At 62.4% G+C, this 19,238-nt stretch carries 18 protein-coding genes and 1 pseudogene; 11 read left to right on the top strand and 8 right to left on the bottom strand.

The window, feature by feature from the left end:
* Nucleotides 1-99: 99 nt before the first annotated feature.
* Both glnA and MUO32_RS23010 read right to left on the bottom strand, forming a co-directional pair.
* Nucleotides 100-1,509, bottom strand: coding sequence for a type I glutamate--ammonia ligase (glnA, locus tag MUO32_RS23015; RefSeq protein ID WP_257950711.1), 1,410 nt, complete (start codon nt 1,507-1,509; stop codon nt 100-102).
* A 60-nt stretch (nt 1,510-1,569) separates the two neighbouring features.
* Nucleotides 1,570-1,908: a P-II family nitrogen regulator gene (locus tag MUO32_RS23010; RefSeq protein ID WP_003515720.1), complete on the bottom strand. Its 339-nt coding sequence runs from the start codon at nt 1,906-1,908 to the stop codon at nt 1,570-1,572.
* 364 nt (nt 1,909-2,272) lie between these two features.
* Here MUO32_RS23010 and MUO32_RS23005 point away from each other — a divergent pair, with 364 nt between their 5' ends.
* Nucleotides 2,273-3,760, top strand: coding sequence for an NAD(P)H-hydrate dehydratase (locus MUO32_RS23005; RefSeq protein WP_257950710.1), 1,488 nt, complete (start codon nt 2,273-2,275; stop codon nt 3,758-3,760).
* A 198-nt stretch (nt 3,761-3,958) separates the two neighbouring features.
* Here MUO32_RS23005 and MUO32_RS23000 read toward each other — a convergent pair whose 3' ends face one another.
* From MUO32_RS23000 to uvrA, 3 genes are read right to left on the bottom strand one after another with little or no spacing between them, the layout of a single operon-like run.
* On the bottom strand, nt 3,959-4,762 hold the full coding sequence (locus tag MUO32_RS23000; RefSeq protein ID WP_257950709.1) for a DUF72 domain-containing protein: 804 nt from the start codon (nt 4,760-4,762) through the stop codon (nt 3,959-3,961).
* 37 nt (nt 4,763-4,799) lie between these two features.
* On the bottom strand, nt 4,800-5,423 hold the full coding sequence (locus tag MUO32_RS22995; protein ID WP_257950807.1) for a glutathione S-transferase family protein: 624 nt from the start codon (nt 5,421-5,423) through the stop codon (nt 4,800-4,802).
* A 6-nt stretch (nt 5,424-5,429) separates the two neighbouring features.
* Nucleotides 5,430-8,348 carry an excinuclease ABC subunit UvrA gene (gene uvrA / locus MUO32_RS22990; protein ID WP_257950708.1) on the bottom strand — a complete coding sequence of 973 codons (2,919 nt, stop codon included), beginning with the start codon at nt 8,346-8,348 and terminating at the stop codon, nt 5,430-5,432.
* 292 nt (nt 8,349-8,640) lie between these two features.
* On the opposite strand from uvrA, the gene MUO32_RS22985 reads away from it, so the two are divergent.
* From MUO32_RS22985 to MUO32_RS22975, 3 genes and pseudogenes are all read left to right on the top strand, one after another.
* Nucleotides 8,641-9,177, top strand: coding sequence for a single-stranded DNA-binding protein (locus MUO32_RS22985; RefSeq protein WP_257950707.1), 537 nt, complete (start codon nt 8,641-8,643; stop codon nt 9,175-9,177).
* Nucleotides 9,178-9,263: 86 nt separating this feature from the next.
* On the top strand, nt 9,264-9,665 hold the full coding sequence (locus tag MUO32_RS22980) for a cupin domain-containing protein (RefSeq protein WP_257950706.1): 402 nt from the start codon (nt 9,264-9,266) through the stop codon (nt 9,663-9,665).
* 322 nt (nt 9,666-9,987) lie between these two features.
* Nucleotides 9,988-10,520: pseudogene (locus MUO32_RS22975) on the top strand (RNA 2'-phosphotransferase).
* 7 nt (nt 10,521-10,527) lie between these two features.
* On the opposite strand, the gene MUO32_RS22970 reads toward MUO32_RS22975, so the two are convergent.
* Nucleotides 10,528-11,154: a MarC family protein gene (locus MUO32_RS22970; RefSeq protein WP_257950705.1), complete on the bottom strand. Its 627-nt coding sequence runs from the start codon at nt 11,152-11,154 to the stop codon at nt 10,528-10,530.
* Between the two features lie 217 nt (nt 11,155-11,371).
* Between MUO32_RS22970 and gyrA the strand changes: the two genes are divergently transcribed.
* Nucleotides 11,372-14,161: a DNA gyrase subunit A gene (gene gyrA / locus MUO32_RS22965; RefSeq protein ID WP_257950704.1), complete on the top strand. Its 2,790-nt coding sequence runs from the start codon at nt 11,372-11,374 to the stop codon at nt 14,159-14,161.
* Between the two features lie 121 nt (nt 14,162-14,282).
* Here gyrA and MUO32_RS22960 read toward each other — a convergent pair whose 3' ends face one another.
* On the bottom strand, nt 14,283-14,429 hold the full coding sequence (locus tag MUO32_RS22960; protein WP_257950703.1) for a hypothetical protein: 147 nt from the start codon (nt 14,427-14,429) through the stop codon (nt 14,283-14,285).
* A gap of 14 nt (nt 14,430-14,443) precedes the next feature.
* Complete coding sequence (locus MUO32_RS22955; protein WP_257950702.1) at nt 14,444-14,569, bottom strand: hypothetical protein; 126 nt, start codon at nt 14,567-14,569, stop codon at nt 14,444-14,446.
* A 248-nt stretch (nt 14,570-14,817) separates the two neighbouring features.
* Here MUO32_RS22955 and coaD point away from each other — a divergent pair, with 248 nt between their 5' ends.
* The 6 genes from coaD (at nt 14,818) to tgt (ending at nt 19,232) form a co-directional block, all read left to right on the top strand.
* Nucleotides 14,818-15,312: a pantetheine-phosphate adenylyltransferase gene (gene coaD, locus MUO32_RS22950; protein WP_257950701.1), complete on the top strand. Its 495-nt coding sequence runs from the start codon at nt 14,818-14,820 to the stop codon at nt 15,310-15,312.
* 35 nt (nt 15,313-15,347) lie between these two features.
* Complete coding sequence (locus MUO32_RS22945) at nt 15,348-15,914, top strand: peptidylprolyl isomerase (protein WP_257950700.1); 567 nt, start codon at nt 15,348-15,350, stop codon at nt 15,912-15,914.
* A 79-nt stretch (nt 15,915-15,993) separates the two neighbouring features.
* Nucleotides 15,994-16,509 (top strand): peptidylprolyl isomerase, encoded by a 516-nt coding sequence (locus MUO32_RS22940; protein ID WP_257950699.1) that lies wholly within the window; start codon nt 15,994-15,996, stop codon nt 16,507-16,509.
* Between the two features lie 76 nt (nt 16,510-16,585).
* Complete coding sequence (locus tag MUO32_RS22935) at nt 16,586-17,035, top strand: DMT family transporter (RefSeq protein WP_257950698.1); 450 nt, start codon at nt 16,586-16,588, stop codon at nt 17,033-17,035.
* 8 nt (nt 17,036-17,043) lie between these two features.
* Nucleotides 17,044-18,105 carry a tRNA preQ1(34) S-adenosylmethionine ribosyltransferase-isomerase QueA gene (gene queA, locus MUO32_RS22930; RefSeq protein ID WP_257950697.1) on the top strand — a complete coding sequence of 354 codons (1,062 nt, stop codon included), beginning with the start codon at nt 17,044-17,046 and terminating at the stop codon, nt 18,103-18,105.
* Nucleotides 18,102-19,232, top strand: a complete 1,131-nt coding sequence (gene tgt / locus MUO32_RS22925; RefSeq protein ID WP_257950696.1) for a tRNA guanosine(34) transglycosylase Tgt — start codon at nt 18,102-18,104, stop codon at nt 19,230-19,232. The genes queA and tgt overlap by 4 nt, the downstream gene beginning before the upstream one ends.
* Nucleotides 19,233-19,238: the final 6 nt, after the last annotated feature.

Here is a 19,238-nt window from a genome sequence, read left to right as displayed (position 1 = left end):
CCGACAAGGCGCAAACCAATAAAAAACCCGGCCATTGGCCGGGTTTTTTATTGGTTTGGAAAGCCTCCCGCCCGAAGACGGGAGGAATTCGCGTGCCGATCAGGCCGAATAATACATGTCGAATTCGACCGGGTGCGGCGTCATTTCGAAGCGCATGACTTCCACCATCTTCAGCTCGATGTAGCTGTCGATCTGGTCGTCATCGAACACGCCGCCAGCCGTCAGGTACTTGCGGTCTTTGTCGAGGCTTTCCAGCGCTTCGCGCAGCGAGCCGCAGACCGTCGGGATCTTCTTCAGTTCCTTCGGCGGCAGGTCGTACAGATCCTTGTCCATGGCCTTGCCGGGATGGATCTTGTTCTTGATGCCGTCGAGGCCGGCCATCAGCATGGCGGCGAAGCCGAGATAGGGATTGCCGAGCGGGTCGGGGAAGCGGATTTCGACGCGCTTGGACTTCGGACCTGTGCCGAACGGAATACGGCACGAAGCCGAACGGTTGCGGGCCGAATAGGCGAGCAGGACCGGGGCCTCGTAACCCGGGACGAGACGCTTGTAGGAGTTCGTCGTCGGGTTGGTGAAGGCATTGATCGACTTGGCGTGCTTGATGATGCCGCCGATGAAGTAGAGGCAGCTTTCCGACAGGCCGGCATATTCGTCGCCGGCGAACTGCGGCTTCGAGTCCTTCCAGATCGACAGGTGGACGTGCATGCCCGAGCCGTTGTCGCCGAAGATCGGCTTCGGCATGAAGGTGGCCGTCTTGCCATAGGCATTGGCGACCTGGTGCACGACGTATTTGTAGATCTGCACCTTGTCGGCGCTGCGAACGAGCGTGTCGAACTTCACGCCGAGCTCGTGCTGGGCGGCAGCCACTTCATGGTGCTGCTTTTCGACGGTGACGCCCATCTCGGTGAGGACCGTCAGCATCTCGGAACGCATGTCCTGGCACGAATCGACCGGGGGAACCGGGAAATAGCCGCCCTTGACGCGCGGACGGTGGCCAAGGTTGCCGGTTTCGTAGTCGGTGTCGTCGTTGGACGGCAGTTCCGACGAGTCGAGCTTGAAGCCGGTGTTGTATGGGTCGGCCTTGTACTTGACGTCGTCGAAGACGAAGAATTCCGGTTCCGGGCCGGCATAGACGGTGTCGCCGATACCCGAGGCCTTGAGGTAGGCTTCCGCCTTCTTGGCCGTGCCACGCGGGTCGCGATTGTAGGCTTCACCCGAGACCGGGTCGAGAATGTCGCACATGATGACGAGGGTCGACTGCGCGAAGAACGGGTCGACGTGAACCGTTGCCGGATCGGGCATCAGCACCATGTCGGACTCGTTGATGGCCTTCCAGCCGCCGATCGAGGAACCGTCGAACATGACGCCATCGGCGAACATGTCTTCATCGACGCAGCCGACGTCCATCGTGACGTGGTGCAGCTTACCCTTGGGATCGGTGAAGCGCAGGTCGACGAACTTGACGTCGTTTTCCTTGATTTGCTTGAGGATTTCGTTGGCAGTCGTCATGTGTATTGGTTCCTGTGTGAAATGACGAGTGGAGTGCCTCGGCCGGACGGCCAGGCGGGATCAGATGGCGTCGACGCCGGTCTCGCCGGTGCGGATGCGGATGACTTCTTCGACGTTGGAGACAAAAATCTTGCCATCGCCGATGCGGCCGGTCTGCGCCGCATTGCGGATCGCCTCGATCACGGCCTCCGCATTTTCGTCCGCCAGAACGACCTCGACCTTCACCTTGGGCAGAAAGTCGACAACATATTCGGCGCCACGGTAGAGTTCCGTGTGCCCCTTCTGGCGTCCAAAGCCCTTCGCCTCGGTGACGGTGATACCCTGCAGGCCGACTTCCTGCAGCGCCTCCTTCACCTCATCGAGCTTGAAGGGCTTGATGATCGCTTCGATCTTTTTCATGAGAAAATGTCTCTCCGCTTCTCCCGTTCGCGCGCGGTTTGCGCCCGCTGCAAACTCTCAATGCACGTAGCATGCCAACTTGAAGCAGAATGCATGCCAGATCGGACGAATTTCGTGTCTCTGTTGATCCCGCTCGTCATCACGCGGCAATGATGCGGCTTTCCGTGCAAAAGGGCTAGTGGAATCTGCCTAAAATTTGTCGCTTTCCATGGCGGTTCGCAGCGGCTCGCGGCTCTCTATAAGGAAGTGGCGCGGAAAGCCGCAAATTTGAGAACAGAGACTATGCAGATGCTTAAAAAATAATCGAAAATACGGATTTGCCGCCGGGCTTGTATCGCTTGCCCCTTTGCGGGCATGGTGTGGTATGCACCAGGAAATCGAAACGCTGATCGTCACGCCCGATGAGATGGGGCACATTGACCGCGCCGCTGCCGCATCGGGCCTTTCGAGCTACGGTCTCATGGAGCGGGCAGGGCAGGCGGTCGCCGCTGCGGCGCTGCGCCTGTTCCCGGATGCGTTGCGTTTCGCCGTGCTTTGCGGTCCCGGCAACAACGGTGGCGACGGCTATGTCGCCGCGCGTGCGCTTGTGGAGGCCGGCGCCGTGGTGATCGTTCACGCACTTGGCGATCCGGCTCTCCTCAAGAACGACGCCGCCATCGCCTTCGCCGCCTTTGAAGGCAGCGTAGGCCCGCTTTCCGACTATGTGCCGCATGCCGGCGATGTCGTCGTCGATGCCCTGTTCGGGGCGGGCCTGTCGCGCAGCGTACCGGACGCGGTGGCAGAGGTGATTGCAGCCGCAACACGCGCCGTTGTGCCCGTGCTCGCCGTCGATCTCCCTTCCGGCGTCGATGGGCGCACGGGGCAGGTGAAAGGGGCTGCCTTCGAAGCAGCGGCGACCGTCACCTTCATGTGCAGAAAACCCGGCCACGTTCTCCTGCCCGGCAAAGGCCTTGCCGGTATGCTCGACGTCTTCGATATCGGAATCCCGGCGCGCATCCTTGCGCGGCATGGCGAGCACCTGCGGATGAACACGCCCGCCGTCTGGCGTCTCACCCTGCCGAGGCAGACAGGTCAGACCCACAAATATGTCCGCGGCCATCTCGCCGTTTTTTCCGGCCCGGCCCCGGCAACGGGCGCCGCAAGGCTCTCCGCGGCGGCAGGTCTTCGTGCCGGCGCCGGCCTCGTCACGCTGCTCTCACAGAAAGAAGCGGTGCCGGCAAACGCTGCGCACCTGACCGCCATCATGTTGAAGACGGTCGATGACGATCAGGATCTCGCAACCCTGCTGCAGGACGAGCGGCTGAAAACCTTCGTGCTCGGCCCCGGCTTCGGCGATGCGGAGACGGCGCGGCGTTTCGTCCGCCTGCTGGCCGAACACGGCCGGCGGCTTGTCTTGGATGCCGACGGCATCAGCGCCTTCCGAGACGATCCGGAAAGGCTGTTCTCCTTCTTTGCGGGCGACAGTTCGCGACTGGTCCTCACCCCGCATGACGGCGAATTCGCGCGGCTTTTCCCTGACCTTGCCAATGACGGCGCCCTTTCCAAGATCGATCGCGCCCGCAAGGCTGCCAATCGCAGCAACGCCGTCGTCATCCTCAAGGGTGCAGATACCGTCATCGCCGCTCCGGACGGACGGGTGCTCGTCAACGACAACGCTCCACCATGGCTTGCGACCGCGGGTTCCGGCGATGTCCTTGCCGGCATAGTCGGTGCGCACCTCGCGCAGGGCATGCCTGCTTTCGAAGCCGCAGCAAGCGCCGTCTGGCGCCATGGCGAGGCGGGGCGGATTGCGGGCGAAGGGCTGACAGCGGAAGAGCTGCCGGCGGCCATCCCCGCCTGGAGCGAGATATGAATGTTTTTGGTGCGGTCGAGAAGACTCGAATTCGGCATCTTGATGGGTCGATGATTTCCTGTCTTCAGACAGGTCTGTCAATCGACCGCGGGCCCGTGATCTCCGCCACATATGGATGTCACGGTTGATCTCGCAGCGTTTGGGTACATGTTCACGCTGCGAAATCGTATGGCCCTTTTGACGGCCCGGGTCGAATTTTCAGCCCACCCGCTTCTGCAGTTCCCGTGCTCCGTTCGGCGCATTCACCTTGCCTGAGGTGATGAAGAAGGCGAAGACGTCGCGTGCCTTCTTGGCCGGCTTGGTATCCGGGTCGATTTTCGGCAGGTCTGACGGTTCGCCACCGGCCGCCCAGTCCTTAAGCCGTCCGGCCCATTCGTCGAGTGCCTTTTCCGGATAGCAGGTCTTGATGTCGTCTGAGCCCTTTTGCAGGCGCGCATAGACGAAATCGGCCGCGACATCCGCGATTTCGGGATAGTCTTCATGCTGTGCGTAGACGATCGCCGCCTTGTATTTGCGGGCGAGGGCTGCGAACTCCGGCGTCATGAAGGTCTCGTTGCGAACCTCAAGGGCATGTTTCAGCGTGAGGCCATCGAGTGTTTCCGGCAGAAGCTTCAAAAATCCCTCGAAATCGTCGGGTTCGAATTTCTTCGTCGGCGGAAACTGCCAGAGGATCGGGCCCAAGTGATCGCCGAGCTCGGTGAGGCCCTGCGTCAAGAATTTCTCGACGGATTCACCGCCGTCGGCCAGAATCTTGCGGTTCGTCGTGAAGCGGCTGGCCTTCAGCGAGAAGATGAAACCGTCAGGTACTTCGGAAGCCCATTTGGCGAACGTTTCCGGCTTCTGCGAGCCATAATAGGTGCCGTTGACCTCGATCGCCGTCAGCTCGCGGCTGGCAAACTCCAGCTGGCGCTTCTTCGGCAGTTTTTCCGGATAGAACGTGCCTTCCCATGGATCGAAGGTCCAGCCGCCGATGCCGGTTCTGATGGTGCCGGATGTGCTCATGTCAGTTCTCCTCGACAGACAGATGGCGGCACGCCTCTCAGGCGGGCGCGATGAAGGGCTGTGAAATCTCCTGGAACACCGGCAGGGCCTCCATGCCGGCGCAATGCGCCGAGAGCGTCGGATAGGCGGCCGGATCGATGAGACCGGGATGCGCCTCGCTCACGTGCCGCCAGGCGCAGGCGACCGCGATATCCGCATGGGTCATGCGTTCGAACCAGAAGTTACCCGGCCGCGCCATACGCTCGGCCTCCAGCGCGGCGAGCACGGTCAGGATCTGCGCGCGGCAGCGCTCGACGAAATAGGCTGACGGTGTGTCGTGCAGATGCAATTCATAGAACAGGCTGACGCCCTTGTCGGCAAAACCGGTTGCGAAGGTCATGACCTTCAAGGCCTTGCGGCGCTCCGGCTCTGCCTGCGGCAGGAGGCGGCTCTCCGCTGGCACGAGGCCGTCGAGATAGTCGAGGATGGAATTGCTGTCGGCCACCATGTCGCCATCGTCGAGCAACAGCGTCGGCACCCGCATCAAAGGATTGATCGCCTGCACCTTCTCCCCCTCGCTGAACACCGACCAGGGCCGGTGTTCGAAGGGAAGACCGTAGAGCCTGAGGGCAATACCCACACGGCGCACATAGGACGAGTCGTACTGGCCGATCAGGATCATCAAGACCTACTCCGCCGCCACCCGTTTCATCGGGCGACGCTCCAGCAGCTCCTTCAGGAAATGGCCGGTATAGGAGCGCTCCACCTTCACGATATCCTCAGGCGTTCCTTCGGCGATCACCTCGCCACCGCCATCGCCGCCTTCGGGGCCGAAGTCGATGACCCAGTCGGCAGTCTTGATGACTTCGAGATTGTGCTCGATGACCACCACCGAATTGCCCTGGTTGACGAGTTCGTGCAGCACTTCCAGCAGCTTTGCCACGTCATGGAAGTGCAGGCCGGTCGTCGGCTCGTCGAGGATATAGAGCGTGCGGCCGGTCGAGCGCTTGGAAAGCTCCTTCGCGAGCTTGACGCGCTGCGCCTCGCCGCCGGACAGCGTGTTGGCCTGCTGGCCGACCTTGATGTAACCGAGACCCACCTGGTTCAGCGTCACCAGCTTGTCGCGCACGGCAGGCACGGCAGCGAAGAACTCGACGCCTTCTTCCACCGTCATATCAAGCACATCGGCGATCGACTTGCCCTTGAAGGCAACGTCGAGTGTCTCGCGGTTGTAGCGCTTGCCGTGGCAGACGTCGCAGGTGACGTAGACGTCGGGCAGGAAGTGCATCTCGATCTTGATGACACCGTCGCCCTGGCACGCCTCGCAGCGGCCGCCCTTGACGTTGAAGGAGAAGCGGCCGGGCTGGTAGCCGCGTGCCTTCGCCTCCGGAAGGCCGGCGAACCAGTCGCGGATCGGCGTGAAGGCGCCGGTATAGGTGGCCGGGTTGGAGCGCGGCGTGCGACCGATCGGCGACTGGTCTATATCGATGACCTTGTCGATATATTCGAAACCGTCGATGCGTTCGTGCTCGGCCGGGATTTCTCGCGCGCCCATGATGCGGCGGGCAGCGGACTTGTAGAGCGTCTCGATCAGGAAGGTCGATTTACCGCCACCGGACACGCCCGTGACCGCCGTAAAGACGCCGAGCGGAATAGCGGCCGTCACATTTTTCAGATTGTTAGCTTTCGCGCCGACAACCTTGATTTCCTTCTTTTTCTTCGGCTTTCGGCGCTCCGCCGGAACCGCAACCGAAAGCTCGCCGGACAGGTATTTTCCCGTGAGCGAGGCCGGGTTTGCTATCACCTCGCCGGGCGTGCCCTGTGCGATCACTTCGCCGCCATGGATACCGGCGGCGGGGCCGATATCGACCACGTAGTCGGCCGTCAGGATCGCGTCCTCGTCATGCTCGACGACGATGACCGTGTTGCCGATGTCGCGCAGGTGGCGCAGCGTATCGAGCAGCCGGGCATTGTCGCGCTGGTGCAGGCCGATGGAGGGCTCGTCGAGCACGTAAAGCACCCCCGTCAGGCCGGAGCCTATCTGCGAGGCAAGCCGGATGCGCTGGCTTTCGCCGCCCGACAGCGTGCCGGAATTGCGCGAGAGCGAGAGATATTCGAGACCGACATCGTTCAGGAAGCGCAGGCGCTCGCGGATTTCCTTGAGGATACGCACCGCGATCTCGTTCTGCTTGGCATTGAGATGCTCCGGCAGGGCCTCGAACCAGTCGCGCGCGACACGGATCGACATGGCCGTCGTCTCGCCGATATGCAGCTGGTTGATCTTGACCGCCAGCGCCTCGGGCTTCAGGCGATAGCCGGCGCAGGCCGGGCAGGGCGCCGCCGACATGTAGCGCTCGATCTCTTCACGCGACCAGGCCGAATCCGTTTCCTTCCAGCGGCGCTCGAGGTTCGGCACGATACCCTCGAAGGTCTTCACCGTCTTGTAGGAGCGTGCGCCGTCCTTGTAGTTGAACTCGATCTTCTCGTCCGTGCCCTTCAGGATGGCGTTCTGTGCCTTTTCCGACAGTTCCGACCAGCGGTTGGAAAGCTTGAAGCCATAGACGGCACCGAGCGCCTCCAGCGTCTGGTTGTAGTAGGGCGAGGAGGATTTTGCCCAGGGCGCGATGGCGCCGTCGCGCAACGTGCGTTCGGTTTCCGGCACGATCAGGTCCGGGTCGATCTTCTGCTGGCTGCCAAGACCGTCGCAGGTCGGGCAGGCGCCGAAGGGGTTGTTGAAAGAAAAGAGCCGCGGCTCGATCTCCGAGATGGTGAAGCCGGAGACGGGGCAGGCGAACTTTTCGGAGAACAGGACGCGCTCATGCGTCTCGTTCAGCGACTTGTTCGCCGAGCCGCCGGCCGCCGTTTCCTCGACGGGCAGCGGCTTGTCGGCGAATTCCGCAATGGCGAGGCCGTCGGCGAGCTTCAGGCAGGTCTCGAGGCTGTCAGCAAGGCGCGAGGAAAGATCGGCACGCACGACGACGCGGTCGACCACCACGTCGATGTCATGTTTGTACTTCTTGTCGAGAACGGGCACATCGGCGATCTCGTAGAACTGGCCGTCGACCTTGACGCGCTGAAAGCCCTTCTTCATGAGCTCGGCGAGTTCCTTCTTGTACTCGCCCTTGCGGCCGCGCACGATGGGCGCGAGGATGTAGAGGCGCGTGCCTTCGCCGAAATCGACGACGCGATCGACCATCTGGCTGACCGTCTGGCTCTCGATCGGCAGGCCCGTCGCCGGCGAATAGGGAACGCCGACACGGGCGAAAAGCAGGCGCATGTAGTCGTAGATCTCGGTGACCGTGCCGACGGTCGAGCGCGGGTTCTTCGACGTCGTCTTCTGCTCGATGGAGATGGCCGGCGACAGGCCGTCGATCTGGTCGACGTCCGGCTTCTGCATCATCTCGAGGAACTGGCGCGCATAGGCCGAAAGGCTTTCGACGTAGCGGCGCTGGCCCTCGGCATAGATCGTGTCGAAGGCGAGCGACGATTTTCCGGAACCCGAAAGCCCGGTCATCACGATCAGCTTGTTGCGGGGCAGGTCGAGGTCGATGCCCTTGAGATTGTGTTCGCGTGCGCCGCGAATGGAAATAGTCTTGAGTTCGCTCATGGTGTCCAGCGTCTGAAGTCGTTGCGCATTCGTAAAAGGGGTAGGCCCCTATGTAGGGATTGATTGAGGCCTGTCCATTGCGCGGTCAGAAGATTCCGTGCCCGTTTCCGATTCGGTTGACAAGAGTGTAGGGAATTATTAGAACAAAAAAAGAACGAAATTTCGCAATTGATCTGTGGATTACCACTTCTGCGGGGCGGCGCCGCGGCGCGGCAGCCGATAAGATGCCGCATTCGTGTAGTGAAGTGATGTCGGGCGGCATGAGCCCGGCGCGACAACAGGAAAGACGGGTATGGCTGGAAGCGTCAACAAGGTGATCTTGATCGGGAACGTCGGTGCGGACCCGGAAATCCGGCGCACGCAGGACGGTCGGCCAATCGCCAACCTGCGCATCGCCACGTCGGAATCCTGGCGGGACCGCAACAGCGGCGAGCGTCGCGAAAAAACCGAATGGCACACTGTCGTCGTCTTCAGCGAGCCACTCTGCAAGGTCATCGAGCAATATGTGAAGAAGGGCGCCAAGCTCTACATCGAAGGCGCGTTGCAGACCCGCAAGTGGCAGGACCAGACGGGCAACGACCGGTATTCGACGGAAATTGTGCTGCAGGGCTTCAACTCGACGCTGACCATGCTGGATGGTCGCGGTGAAGGCGGCGGCGCAAGCCGCGGCGGCAGCGATTTCGGCGGCGGCGGCGCGCCGAACTACGACGATTACGGATCACGCCCCGCTTCGGGAGGCGGCAGTGGCGGCAGCAGTAGCGGCGGTGGCAGCCGTTCGGGTGGCGGCGGTTCGCTGTCACGCGACATGGACGACGACATTCCGTTCTGAGAACGGGACGAAAGGCCGGCAAAACGCCGGCCTTTTTCTTTGGTGCGGCCGGTAACGGCCGATTGTGCGGGAGGCGCGGCAGACGCATGGAAAAGACCGAGACGGACGTGCTTTTCCTCCGACCGGGCGAGGGGCGAACCTATCCGCTCGGGCGCATGAATGCGGTCTTCAAGGCCGATCACGGCGAGACGGGGAATGGGTACTGCGTTTCCGAATGGTGGCTGGAGCCGAAGACATCGGGACCGGGCGCGCATTTCCATGCGGACAATGTCGAGCTGTTCTATGTTCTTTCGGGCGTGGCAAGCATCCTTGCCGGCGAAGAATGGCTGGAGGCGCCGGCCGGCAGTTTCGTGCGCATTCCGGCAAAAGTGATGCACGACTTCGAGAACCGGACGGACGAGCGTGTCGGCCTGCTCAACGTCTTCCTGCCCGGCGGTTTCGAGGAGAACATGCCTTCCATCGTCAAGTGGTTTGCGGAAAATCCCTGACATCAGGCATGGAATGTCGCGCCTTCTGGCACTGTGCTGAAAACAGGGCCATCGCGAGAGAACTGTAATGTCGCCGCTCATGCCGTCTTCCCACCCAAAAACGGTCACCAAGGGCCGAGACGAAGACGCGCTGATGTTCCGTCTCCGTCTGCGCCTCCTCCACCCGGCAGCGCCTTCTCTTCGGCGAAGGAGATCGATACAAAGGCTCGCTCCATGGGCGATTGCCGCGATCCCGAGAGGAGCGGCGAATAGATAGGGGCAGTTGCACGTTTCTGCCGCACGGACGGATATGCGGCAACAACAGGTGCAGTTCGGGGATATTGTGAGCAAGGATATCCGCAAGTTTCTCAGCCTTGTGCTTCGGCACAGCCGCAAACGATCGGCATCGTGCTCGATCCGGGCGGCTGGGTGGCGGTGGAGGAGCTAATCGCCAAGGTGCGCCTTGCCGGGAACGATATCGACGAGGAGCGCCTGCGGATCGTCGTTTCCGAAAGCGACAAGAAGCGCTTCACGCTTTCCGATGACGGGCATCGCATCCGGGCCGCGCAGGGGCATTCGGTGCCTGTCGATCTCGGCCTGGCTCCGGTGGTCCCGCCGGAAATCCTGTTTCATGGAACTGCGGTGACAGCGCAGGACGCGATCTTGCGTGAGGGGTTGCTGCCACAGACGCGGCAGAAGGTGCACCTCTCGGCAGATGCCACGACGGCCATCAAGGTCGGCCAGCGGCATGGGAAGCCCGTGGTTCTGACGGTTGCGGCAAACCGCATGCAGGCCGATGGATTTGTCTTCTGGCAGGCGGAGAATGGTGTCGGGCTGACGGATTGCGTGCCGCCCGCCTATCTCTCGCTGCCATAGAGACGCATCAGAGCGCGAAGGCCGACTTTACCCCGTCCACGACGAACTGCACCGCAAGCGCCGCCAGGATGACGCCGAGCAGGCGCGTGAGGATGGCGCGGCCGGTATTGCCGAGGAAGCGATCGATGCGGTCGGCGATGACGAGCGCCAGGAAGAGGATGCCGATGCAGAGCGCGAGCACGCCGATAAGGGCGGTGCGTTCCAGCGCGGACGGGAAGGAGCCGGAGAGGAGGATCGTTGCCGAGATCGCGCCGGGGCCGGCAATCAGCGGCAGGGCAAGCGGAAACACCGCGATGTTGTGAATGTGATCGCGGGTGATGGCCACTTCGCTCGTCTTCTCCTTCCGCTCGTTGCGGCGCTCGAAGATCATTTCGAAGGCGATCCAGAACAGGAGCAGGCCGCCGGCGATGCGGAAGGCGCCGATGGAGATGCCGAGCAACGACAGCACGCCCGCCCCCGTCAGCGCGAAGACCGCGAGGATGCAGAAGGCGATGATGGAGCCGCGCAGTGCGACCTGCTTGCGCTGCGGCCGCGTCATGCCCACTGTCAGGCCGAGGAAGATGGGCGCGAGGCCGGGCGGATCGATGGTCACGAGAAGCGTCGTGAGCGCATTGACCACGAGATCGATGTTCATGACAGGCGTTCCCCTCGCCGTTGAGCGGCCGTTTTTGATGGCCTTGTCGCCCCATTGTTAGGCGAGCGTGCCCCGTAAGGGAAGGGTGGCCATGAAAATGCGCAAATTGGCGGATTTCCTGGGAAAAGCCTGTTCACAACCCTTGGCAAAATTGGCGCTTCAAGCCTCGGTAGGCTATAAAATTGCATCTGATTCTGAACAACGATCGTGACCGAAATTGACAGAACAATCGACACCCGGCGGCAAGAACCCTCCCGGCATTGAGCCGATTTCCATCATCGAGGAAATGCAGCGGTCCTATCTCGACTACGCCATGAGCGTGATCGTGTCCCGCGCGCTGCCCGATGTGCGTGATGGTCTGAAGCCCGTGCACCGGCGCATCCTCTACTCGATGAGCGAGATGGGCGTCGACTGGAACAAGAAGTATGTGAAGTCGGCCCGCGTGACCGGTGACGTGATGGGTAAATACCATCCGCACGGCGACTCGGCGATCTACGACGCATTGGCCCGCATGGCGCAGGATTGGTCGCTTCGCCTGCCGCTGATCGACGGCCAGGGCAATTTCGGCTCCATCGATGGCGACCCGCCGGCCGCCCAGCGTTACACGGAATGCCGCCTGGAGAAGGCCGCCCATTCGCTGCTCGACGACCTCGACAAGGAAACGGTCAACTTCCGCGACAACTACGACGGCACGATGAGCGAGCCGGTCGTCGTTCCCGCAAAATTCCCGAACCTCCTGGTCAACGGCGCGGGTGGCATCGCCGTCGGCATGGCGACGAACATTCCGCCGCACAATCTCTCCGAAGTCATCAACGGCTGTATCGCGCTGATCGACAATCCGGCCATCGAGCTTTTGGACCTGATGCAGCACATTCCGGGTCCGGATTTCCCGACCGGCGCGCTGATCCTCGGTCGCGCCGGCATTCGCCAGGCCTATGAGACAGGTCGCGGTTCCGTCGTCATGCGCGGCCGCGCCGCCATCGAGCCGATGCGCGGCGACCGCGAGCAGATCATCATCACGGAAGTTCCCTTCCAGGTGAACAAGGCGACGATGATCGAGAAGATGGCCGAACTGGTGCGCGACAAGCGCATCGAGGGCATTTCCGATCTTCGCGACGAGTCCGACCGCGACGGCTATCGCGTCGTGGTCGAGCTGAAGCGCGATGCCAATGCCGATGTCATCCTGAACCAGCTCTATCGATACACGCCGCTGCAGACCTCGTTTGGCTGCAACATGGTGGCGTTGAACGGCGGCAAGCCGGAACTGATGACGCTGCTCGACATGCTGCGCGCCTTCGTCTCCTTCCGCGAGGAAGTCGTCAGCCGCCGCACGAAGTATCTGCTGCGCAAGGCGCGCGACCGCGCCCATGTCCTGGTGGGTCTCGCCATCGCCGTCGCCAATATCGACGAGGTGATCGCGCTCATCCGCCGTGCGCCCGATCCGCAGACGGCGCGCGAGCAGTTGATGGAGCGCCGCTGGCCGGCCAAGGATGTCGATGTCCTGATCAAGCTCATCGACGATCCGCGCCACCGCATCAACGAGGACCAGACCTACAATCTTTCCGAAGAGCAGGCCCGCGCCATCCTCGAACTGCGTCTCGCCCGCCTCACGGCGCTCGGCCGCGACGAAATCGACGAAGAGCTCAACAAGATCGGCGAGGAGATCAAGGATTACCTCGATATCCTCTCGTCGCGCCTGCGCATCATGACCATCGTCAAGGACGAACTGATCGCCGTTCGCGACGAATTCGGCACGCCACGCCGTTCCGTGATCGTCGAGGGCGGTCCGGATATGGACGACGAGGACCTGATTGCCCGCGAAGACATGGTGGTGACCGTGTCGCATGCGGGTTATGTCAAGCGCGTGCCGCTTGCGACCTATCGTGCGCAGCGCCGCGGCGGCAAGGGCCGCTCGGGCATGGCCATGAAGGATGAGGATTTCGCGACCCGCCTCTTCGTCGCCAACACGCACACGCCGGTTCTCTTCTTCTCCTCGCGTGGCATCGTCTACAAGGAGAAGGTCTGGCGCCTGCCGATCGGTACGCCGCAGTCGAAGGGCAAGGCGCTCATCAACATGCTGCCGATCGAGCCCGGCGAACGCATCACCACCATCATGCCGCTGCCCGAGGACGAAACGACGTGGGAAAACCTCGACGTCATGTTCTCGACGACCCGCGGCACGGTTCGCCGCAACAAGCTGTCGGACTTCGTCCAGGTCAACCGCAACGGCAAGATCGCGATGAAGCTCGAGGAAGAGGGCGACGAGATCCTCAATGTCGAAACCTGCACCGAGCAGGACGACGTGCTGATGACGACGGCGCTCGGCCAGTGCATCCGCTTCCCGGTCGATGACGTGCGCGTCTTTGCCGGCCGCAATTCGGTCGGTGTGCGCGGTATCAACCTGGGTGCCGGCGACCGCATCATCTCGATGACGATCGTCAGCCATGTCGAGGCCGAACCGTGGGAACGCGCCGCCTATCTCAAGCGTTCCGCCACCGAACGCCGCGCCAGCGGTGTCGACGAGGAGGATATCGCGCTTGTTGGCGAGGAGGTCGGCGAAGTCGGCGATCTCACGGAAGAGCGTTATCAGGAACTCAAGGCTCGCGAGCAGTTCGTCCTGACCGTCTCGCAGAAGGGTTTCGGCAAGCGGTCGTCCTCCTACGACTTCCGCACCTCCGGCCGCGGCGGCAAGGGCATCCGCGCCACGGATACGTCCAAGACCAACGAGATCGGCGAACTCGTCGCCGCCTTCCCGGTCGAGGAGAAGAACCAGCTGATGCTCGTCTCCGACGGCGGCCAGCTGATCCGCGTGCCGGTCGACGGCATCCGCATCGCGAGCCGCGCCACAAAGGGCGTCACGATCTTCTCGACCGCCAAGGACGAGAAGGTGGTCTCGGTCGAGCGCATCAGCGAACCGGAAGGCGATGAAGACGCCGAGGGCGAGGCGGAAGCCGCGGTTGCCGAAGGCGAAGTCGAGGCCGGTGATGCAGGCGAGGGCGAGGCGTAACAGCCTCGCATCTTCAAGACACGAAAAAGCCGGACGGGCAGGGAACGACCGTCCGGCTTTTCATTTGTTGCGGGCAGCCCGGAGGAAAGGCCACCCGCAGGATCGGCGGCAAGGGGGCGTGTTAAACGCCGAAGCCGCCTGCTTCTGTTTTCAGCCTGGTGGCCTTCAAGGCCGCGCGATCCCGCTTCATGTCGAGGATCGTGCGCGTGAAGTCGAAGGTGAAGACCACGCTGATGAAGATCGTGAAAAGGATGGTGAGTCCGACCATGATTGTTTCCGCGCTCACCGAAGCCACTTGCCACGGGCAGCGAGCTTCGAAGCGGCCGGCCGATCCTCTTCGCGAAGCGCATGGATCGTTGCAAGGCTAAGCGCGATGAACATGGTCATGCAAAGTAGAGCGAGTGCCATTTCGTATTCCTTCCAGCCTAAGGAAACGCGTTACTTGTTCCGTTGTATTCGGTCGAGGAAATGCGCGACTGCGACCTTTGTTCCCGACTTCGATGCAGGTATTTATGCATGGCGCACCTGAAATGCTCTTGAACGACCCGTTCATGCCGGGTTCATCCTCTTGGCAGGGGACAGTTCGGGATGCGACGGGCGGCACCCTTGCAGATTGCGGCGGACCATGACAAAAGGCGGCAAACGGGACCCTGCCGATGACAGTCGCCTTTTATCCTGGCTCTTTCGATCCAATAACCAACGGCCATATCGATGTGCTCGTGCAGGCGCTGAACGTCGCCCCCAGGGTCATCGTCGCGATCGGCATTCATCCCGGCAAAACACCGCTGTTTTCCTTCGAAGAACGCGCCGAGCTGATCCGTCTTTCCATCGCCGGGGCATTGCCGGAGCGGGCAGGGGACGTCAGCGTCGTCTCCTTTTCCAATCTGGTGGTCGATGCGGCGCGCACCCACAATGCGGGCCTCCTTATCCGGGGCCTGCGCGACGGCACGGATCTCGACTATGAAATGCAGATGGCCGGCATGAATCGCCAGATGGCACCAGATGTGCAGACCGTGTTTCTGCCGGCCGGCGTCGCCTCGCGGCCCATTACCGCCACATTGGTCCGCCAGATCGCGGCCATGGGCGGTGATGTCAGCGCCTTCGTGCCGGCGCCCGTCTTTGCGGCCCTCAAGGCCCGCCAGAAGGGCTAAAGCCCAATCATCCTGAACCCCTCAAGGGAGCTATCATGAACATTCTCCGTAATGCCTTTGCAGGAGCCCTGTTCCTGGCATCCGCCACAAGCGCTTTCGTCGCCCAGGCAGCCGATTTCATCACGATCCAGCTGAAGGACGGCCCTGTCGTCATCGAGCTGAACGACAAGGCGCCGAAGCATGCCGAGCGCATCAAGGCGCTGGCCGCCGCCGGCGAATATGACAATGTCGCCTTCCACCGCGTGATCAAGGGCTTCATGGCCCAGACGGGCGACGTGCAGTATGGCGACATGGCCGATGGTTATCAGGCGCAGGGTGCCGGCACGGGCGGCTCCAGCCAGCCGGATCTCCCGGCGGAATTTTCGGAAATTCCCTTCGAGCGCGGCACGGTCGGCATGGCCCGTTCGCAGGATCCGAACTCCGCCAATTCGCAGTTCTTCATCATGTTCGCTCCCGGCGATTTCCTGAACGGCCAGTACACGGTTGTCGGCAAGGTCGTTTCCGGCATGGAGAACGTCGACAAAATCAAGCTCGGCGACGATGCCAACAACGGTTCGGTGACGGACCCTGACCGCATGGTAAAGGTCACCGTCGGCAAATAATTCCACTTTTTGGTGTGTCGCCCGTTGTAATCGCAGAACGGCGACACACCTTTTGCAACACACTTCAAGGAGAGACACCATGGCCGAGATCAAGGATCCGGAAAACACAATCATCATGGAAACCACCAAGGGCAAGGTGGTCATCCAGCTGCTTCCGGATCTCGCACCGGGCCACGTCGCACGCATCAAGGAACTGGCACGCGAAGGCGCCTATGACGGTGTCGTCTTCCACCGCGTGATCGAGGACTTCATGGCCCAGACGGGCGACGTGCAGTACGGCAAGACCGGCGGCAAGGATTTCAACCCGGCCCGCGCCGGCATGGGCGGCTCCGACAAGCCGGACCTCAAGGCCGAATTCTCCAACATGAGCCATGTGCGCGGCACCTGCTCCATGGCCCGCAGCCAGATGCCGAACTCCGCCAACTCGCAGTTCTTCATCTGCTTCACGGATAGCCCGTGGCTGAACAAGCAGTATTCCGTCTGGGGCCAGGTCATCGAAGGCATGGAGAACATCGACAAGATCAAGCGCGGCGAGCCCGTGCGCGATCCCGACACCATCGTGTCGTTGAAGGTTGCCGCCGACGTAGCGGCCTGATAGAACGCCGTCGATTTCGACCGCGCCCGCCCCGGCGGGCGCGGTTTTGTTTGTGCGCTTTTCAAGGACCGGCGATATGGCTGCTTTCCTCTGGGCGCTGCTCGCCATCGCGGCCGGCGCGTGCATCGCAATTCAGGCTCCCATCAATGCCATGCTCGGCCGCGGCCTGAGCATGCCGGTGGCCGCCGCCTGCGTCTCGTTCCTTTCGGGGGCGTTGATTCTCGGCTTCGTCGTTCTCGCCACCGCCTCCTTCGAAGGCCGCTCGCCGGATTGGCGCGGTCCGGACCTCTGGCTCTATGTTGCCGGCGGCGCGCTCGGCACGGTCTATGTCACGACCGCCATTTTTCTCACGCCGCGCATCGGTGCAGCTGCCGTCATGGCCTTTGCCGTTTCCGGCCAACTGCTTGCCGGCATCCTACTCGATCGCATCGGTTTCCTCGGCATGGCCGTGCGCGAAATCTCCGTCGGCCGCGTTGGTGGCGCGATGCTGCTCGTCGCCGGCGCGCTGATGATCCGCTTTCTCTGAGGTCTGCCATGCGTGTCGACCTCTTCGATTTCGATCTGCCGGAAGAGAATATCGCGCTTCGCCCGGTGACGCCGCGGGAAGCCGCGAAGCTGCTCGTCGTGCAGCCGGACAACGCCACGCCCTATACGGACCGCACCGTCGGCGATCTGCCTTCGCTGCTGAGGGCCGGCGACGCACTGGTCTTCAACGACACGCGCGTCATCCCAGCCCAGCTGGAAGGCATCCGTCTTCGTGAAGGGGCAGGCGACCAGAAGGTTTCCGCCACACTGCACATGCGCATTGCCGGCGACCGTTGGAAGGCCTTCGCCAAACCGGGCAAACGTATCAAGCTCGGCGACCGCATCACCTTCGGTGACGATCTCTCGGCAATCGTCGAACAGAAGGGCGAGGGCGGCGAAGTCACCTTGCATTTCGATGCTGCCGGCCCCGATCTCGATCGCGCCATCGCCCTGGTCGGCCATATCCCGCTGCCGCCCTATATCGCCTCCAAGCGCCTTGAGGACGAACTGGACCGGAAGGACTATCAGACGATCTATGCCCGCGAGGAAGGCGCTGTGGCTGCGCCCACCGCAGGCCTGCATTTCACCGACGCGCTTTTCGAAAAGCTCGATGCGCTCGGCGTGGAACGCCATTTCGTGACGCTGCATGTCGGTGCCGGCACCTTCCTGCCAGTCAAGGCCGACGACACGACCGAGCACGTGATGCACGAGGAGATCGGCTATGTCTCCGAGGAGACCGCCGCCGCGCTCAACGCCGTCAAGGCGAGGGGCGGGCGCATCGTCTCCGTCGGCACCACGTCGCTGCGCCTGCTCGAAAGCGCGGCCGACGACGACGGCACGATCCAGCCATGGTCTGGTGCCACCGGCATTTTCATCACGCCAGGCTACCGCTTCCGCACGGCCGATATGCTGATGACCAACTTCCACCTGCCGAAATCGACGCTCTTCATGCTCGTCTCGGCCTTTTCCGGTCTCGAGACGATGCGCGGCGCCTATGCGCACGCCATCTCGACCGGCTACCGCTTCTATTCCTACGGCGACTCCAGCCTGCTTTTCCGGGACCACCGATGACCGAAACCTTCCAGTTCAAGCTTCTCGCCACCGATGGCAAGGCCCGCCGCGGCGAGGTTTCCATGCCGCGTGGCACGATCCGCACGCCGGCCTTCATGCCCGTCGGCACGGTGGGGACGGTCAAGGCGATGTATCTCGACCAGGTGCGCGAGCTTGGCGCGGACATCATCCTCGGCAACACCTATCACCTGATGCTGCGTCCCGGCCCGGAGCGCGTCGCGCGCCTAGGCGGCCTGCATGAGCTCATCCGCTGGCCGCATCCGATCCTGACGGATAGCGGCGGCTTCCAGGTCATGTCGCTGTCCGGTCTTCGCAATCTCGACGAGCAGGGCGTCACCTTCAAGAGCCATATAGACGGCGCACTGCACCACATGTCGCCGGAGCGCTCCATCGAGATCCAGGGCCTGCTCGGCAGCGATATCCAGATGCAGCTCGACGAATGCGTGGCACTGCCGGCATCGCCCAAGGAAATCGAGCGCGCCATGGAAATGTCGCTGCGCTGGGCCGAGCGCTGCAAGGCGGCTTTTAGTGACCAACCGGGCAAGGCGATGTTCGGCATCGTGCAGGGCGGCGATGTCCCGCATCTGCGTGTGCGCTCCGCTCAGGCGCTCACCGACCTGAACCTCAAGGGTTACGCCATCGGCGGCCTCGCCGTCGGTGAGCCGCAGGAGGTCATGCTTGACATGATCGACACGACCATCCCGCACATGCCCTTCGAAAAGCCACGCTACCTGATGGGTGTCGGCACGCCGGACGACATGCTGAAATCCGTCGCGCGCGGCATCGACATGTTCGACTGCGTGATGCCGACCCGCTCCGGCCGCCACGGCCTTGCCTTCACCCGCCGCGGCCGCATCAACCTGCGCAATGCCCGCCATGCGGAGGATATGCGTCCGCTCGACGAGGAATCGAACTGCCCGGCCGCGCGCGACTATTCGCGCGCCTACCTGCACCACCTCGTCCGCGCCAACGAATCCCTCGGCGGCATGCTGCTGACCTGGAACAATCTCTCCTACTACCAGGACCTGATGGCCGGTATCCGCAAGGCGATCGAGGAAGGCCGCTTCGCCGACTTCATGGCGCAGACGCAGGAAGAGTGGGCGAGGGGCGATCTCGCCCCTCTCTGAGAAAAC

Source organism: Shinella sp. CPCC 101442, assembly GCF_024704725.1.
Lineage (GTDB): Bacteria > Pseudomonadota > Alphaproteobacteria > Rhizobiales > Rhizobiaceae > Shinella.
The sequence above is the reverse complement of the archived record's forward strand: the minus strand, read 5'-3'. Positions and strand labels throughout refer to the sequence as shown.

What these genes read in the sequence shown, in the direction of transcription:
- MUO32_RS22995 (WP_257950807.1), bottom strand. Translation starts at nt 5,423, where the DNA reads ATGATCCTGATCGGCCAGTACGACTCGTCCTATGTGCGCCGTGTGGGT.
- MUO32_RS23000 (WP_257950709.1), bottom strand. Translation starts at nt 4,762, where the DNA reads ATGAGCACATCCGGCACCATCAGAACCGGCATCGGCGGCTGGACCTTC.
- coaD (WP_257950701.1), top strand. Translation starts at nt 14,818, where the DNA reads ATGACAGTCGCCTTTTATCCTGGCTCTTTCGATCCAATAACCAACGGC.
- uvrA (WP_257950708.1), bottom strand. Translation starts at nt 8,348, where the DNA reads ATGAGCGAACTCAAGACTATTTCCATTCGCGGCGCACGCGAACACAAT.
- MUO32_RS22980 (WP_257950706.1), top strand. Translation starts at nt 9,264, where the DNA reads ATGGAAAAGACCGAGACGGACGTGCTTTTCCTCCGACCGGGCGAGGGG.
- MUO32_RS22960 (WP_257950703.1), bottom strand. Translation starts at nt 14,429, where the DNA reads ATGGTCGGACTCACCATCCTTTTCACGATCTTCATCAGCGTGGTCTTC.
- MUO32_RS22985 (WP_257950707.1), top strand. Translation starts at nt 8,641, where the DNA reads ATGGCTGGAAGCGTCAACAAGGTGATCTTGATCGGGAACGTCGGTGCG.
- glnA (WP_257950711.1), bottom strand. Translation starts at nt 1,509, where the DNA reads ATGACGACTGCCAACGAAATCCTCAAGCAAATCAAGGAAAACGACGTC.
- MUO32_RS23005 (WP_257950710.1), top strand. Translation starts at nt 2,273, where the DNA reads ATGCACCAGGAAATCGAAACGCTGATCGTCACGCCCGATGAGATGGGG.
- MUO32_RS22935 (WP_257950698.1), top strand. Translation starts at nt 16,586, where the DNA reads ATGGCTGCTTTCCTCTGGGCGCTGCTCGCCATCGCGGCCGGCGCGTGC.
- queA (WP_257950697.1), top strand. Translation starts at nt 17,044, where the DNA reads ATGCGTGTCGACCTCTTCGATTTCGATCTGCCGGAAGAGAATATCGCG.
- MUO32_RS22940 (WP_257950699.1), top strand. Translation starts at nt 15,994, where the DNA reads ATGGCCGAGATCAAGGATCCGGAAAACACAATCATCATGGAAACCACC.
- MUO32_RS23010 (WP_003515720.1), bottom strand. Translation starts at nt 1,908, where the DNA reads ATGAAAAAGATCGAAGCGATCATCAAGCCCTTCAAGCTCGATGAGGTG.
- MUO32_RS22945 (WP_257950700.1), top strand. Translation starts at nt 15,348, where the DNA reads ATGAACATTCTCCGTAATGCCTTTGCAGGAGCCCTGTTCCTGGCATCC.
- MUO32_RS22955 (WP_257950702.1), bottom strand. Translation starts at nt 14,569, where the DNA reads ATGGCACTCGCTCTACTTTGCATGACCATGTTCATCGCGCTTAGCCTT.
- MUO32_RS22970 (WP_257950705.1), bottom strand. Translation starts at nt 11,154, where the DNA reads ATGAACATCGATCTCGTGGTCAATGCGCTCACGACGCTTCTCGTGACC.
- tgt (WP_257950696.1), top strand. Translation starts at nt 18,102, where the DNA reads ATGACCGAAACCTTCCAGTTCAAGCTTCTCGCCACCGATGGCAAGGCC.